The 1,821-nt window shown below is 47.8% G+C and carries 2 protein-coding genes; both read right to left on the bottom strand.

Annotation, left to right across the window (positions count from 1 at the left end; all coding sequences use genetic code 11):
- Nucleotides 1–42: 42 nt before the first annotated feature.
- Complete coding sequence (locus tag MJZ26_15040) at nucleotides 43–192, bottom strand: hypothetical protein (protein ID MCQ2107092.1); 150 nt, start codon at nucleotides 190–192, stop codon at nucleotides 43–45.
- Between the two features lie 30 nt (nucleotides 193–222).
- Nucleotides 223–1,470 carry a hypothetical protein gene (locus MJZ26_15035; protein ID MCQ2107091.1) on the bottom strand — a complete coding sequence of 416 codons (1,248 nt, stop codon included), beginning with the start codon at nucleotides 1,468–1,470 and terminating at the stop codon, nucleotides 223–225.
- Between the last annotated feature and the right edge of the window lie 351 nt (nucleotides 1,471–1,821).

Genomic DNA, 1,821 nt, shown 5'->3' with positions numbered 1-1,821 from the left:
GGCAAGCGCCGCGCGAGTCCGACCCCATACGGGCGGCGGGGCCTAACGCGAAAGCAATGTGGAACCGGCAGGGATGTCTTTCTTGAAGGCTTTCATGTCGGCTTCTGTCGGTGTGTCTATGCAAATCTTGCGCTGTTGAAGGATGCCGACTTTGCAATCATCACGAGCAAATTTTCCTCTAGGACAGACCATTAAAAACGTTCCTTATTCTTTTGTTTAGCTTTATTTAAGCGACTCTAGCTTGTAGTTTTTTACGCAACGGGCAGGAATACCGTCTTTTTTGGGATTTACGTAACGTCCAATATCACCATGTTCTGCACCAACGCCCCCACCAGTGCTTCGTGTTTCGTTATATTCTGGAGGAAAAAAATAATAGCTTTCCTTGTGGAAATCAGTAAATTTAGACCCATTTGAAGAATACTCTCTGTGACCGGCAGCTAACAGACTAAATCCAGATTTGTTGGAGCCGTTTCCGCCGCCGCCAAAAGTAATGTCAGCCTTCATCGCTTCGTAATCGCCGATACCGGTTACATAGAAAACGGCAAGCATTTCCTTCTGAGTCATAACGTGCCAGTCATTGGGGCAGATTCCCTGGTGGAACCCATCACCATCAGGGTCAATTAAGTCAGCACAACTCTTGCTGTTGCATTCATAGGGCAAAGCCATCATTTCAGCCCACTGGTAATAAGCTCCATACCAGTCATCGCAATATTCCGTGCTGTCGTGGTAGCAGAAACCTTCCACCTTTGTGTCATCATCCTGTTCGTCGGCAGCCAAGGTCATTTTTTCTCGATATTTCAGATTCTGGGCAAACACCGTAAACGAAATCTGCACACTGTCCGGGCCATACTTGTTCGTTATTTCAATGGTCGCATACTTGGTTCCATCGCGTCGATCAACAAACTCTCCATAACTTAAATCCGGATTTAGCGGATCTGTCAACCATTTATACGTATGACTGCTGCTGGAGGCGACCGAGCTGGAGGAGGGGGGTATGTATAAAACCCAAATTCCGTTGATGCATTGGCAATACTCTCCATCAAGTATAGCCTTTGCGTTTTCTTGAGTACATCCCCCCCCGAGATGACGAGTAGTACTTGACGAGGAGGTTCCTAAGGAGCTACTACTCTTCGCTACAGAAGAACTACTTTCTTCTTTTTTGACAGATGAACTTGATTCTTTTTTTTCTTCAGAAGACGAAGAACTATTAGAAACATCAGGGTCCTTGCCGCTACTGCAAGACCCCTCTGTTTTCGAGGAACTGCTGGATTCCAGGTCAGAATCGGAAGTAACAGAGGAGGAAGAATTGTCATTGATGCTGGAGGATGATTCATCGTTCTCAACAGCGGAACTCTGTGTGCTGTTTTCACCAGAAGCGCTGGTGGAGTTGGAGTCGTCGCCGCAGGCGTTAAAGGCGAACAGCGCAAAAGCGACCGCGCTCACCAAACCAATTTTCTTAAAAGTCTTCATAAAAAACTCCGAATATATTCCCCATAAATTTAGTTTTTCTAAAACATCGTTCCCCTGAAAATAAATTTTATTAATCAGAATTTGCCTAGTTTCCCATACGCCTCACCCTGAGGCATATAGAACATCTTGCATCCTGCATTCGCGTTAGGCCTGCAACCACTTGGCGCTTTAGCGCTTAGTGGGCCATGGTCCCCTTTAGGGGAGATGGAAGTGGCGAAGCCATTCGGACTCGCGCGTCACTTGATTTGCACTGTCTCATGGAGCGCGAGGCTGAACGGACACGGCAGGGGCGCTTCGGCGAAGCTCAGCGACCTTGCCGTGATAACGCGACAGCCCGACCCCGGCGGCGGT

Source organism: Fibrobacter sp. (assembly GCA_024398965.1).
Taxonomy (GTDB): Bacteria; Fibrobacterota; Fibrobacteria; order Fibrobacterales; family Fibrobacteraceae; genus Fibrobacter.
Note: the sequence above shows the minus strand (reverse complement) of the source record. Positions and strands in the feature narration are given on the sequence as shown.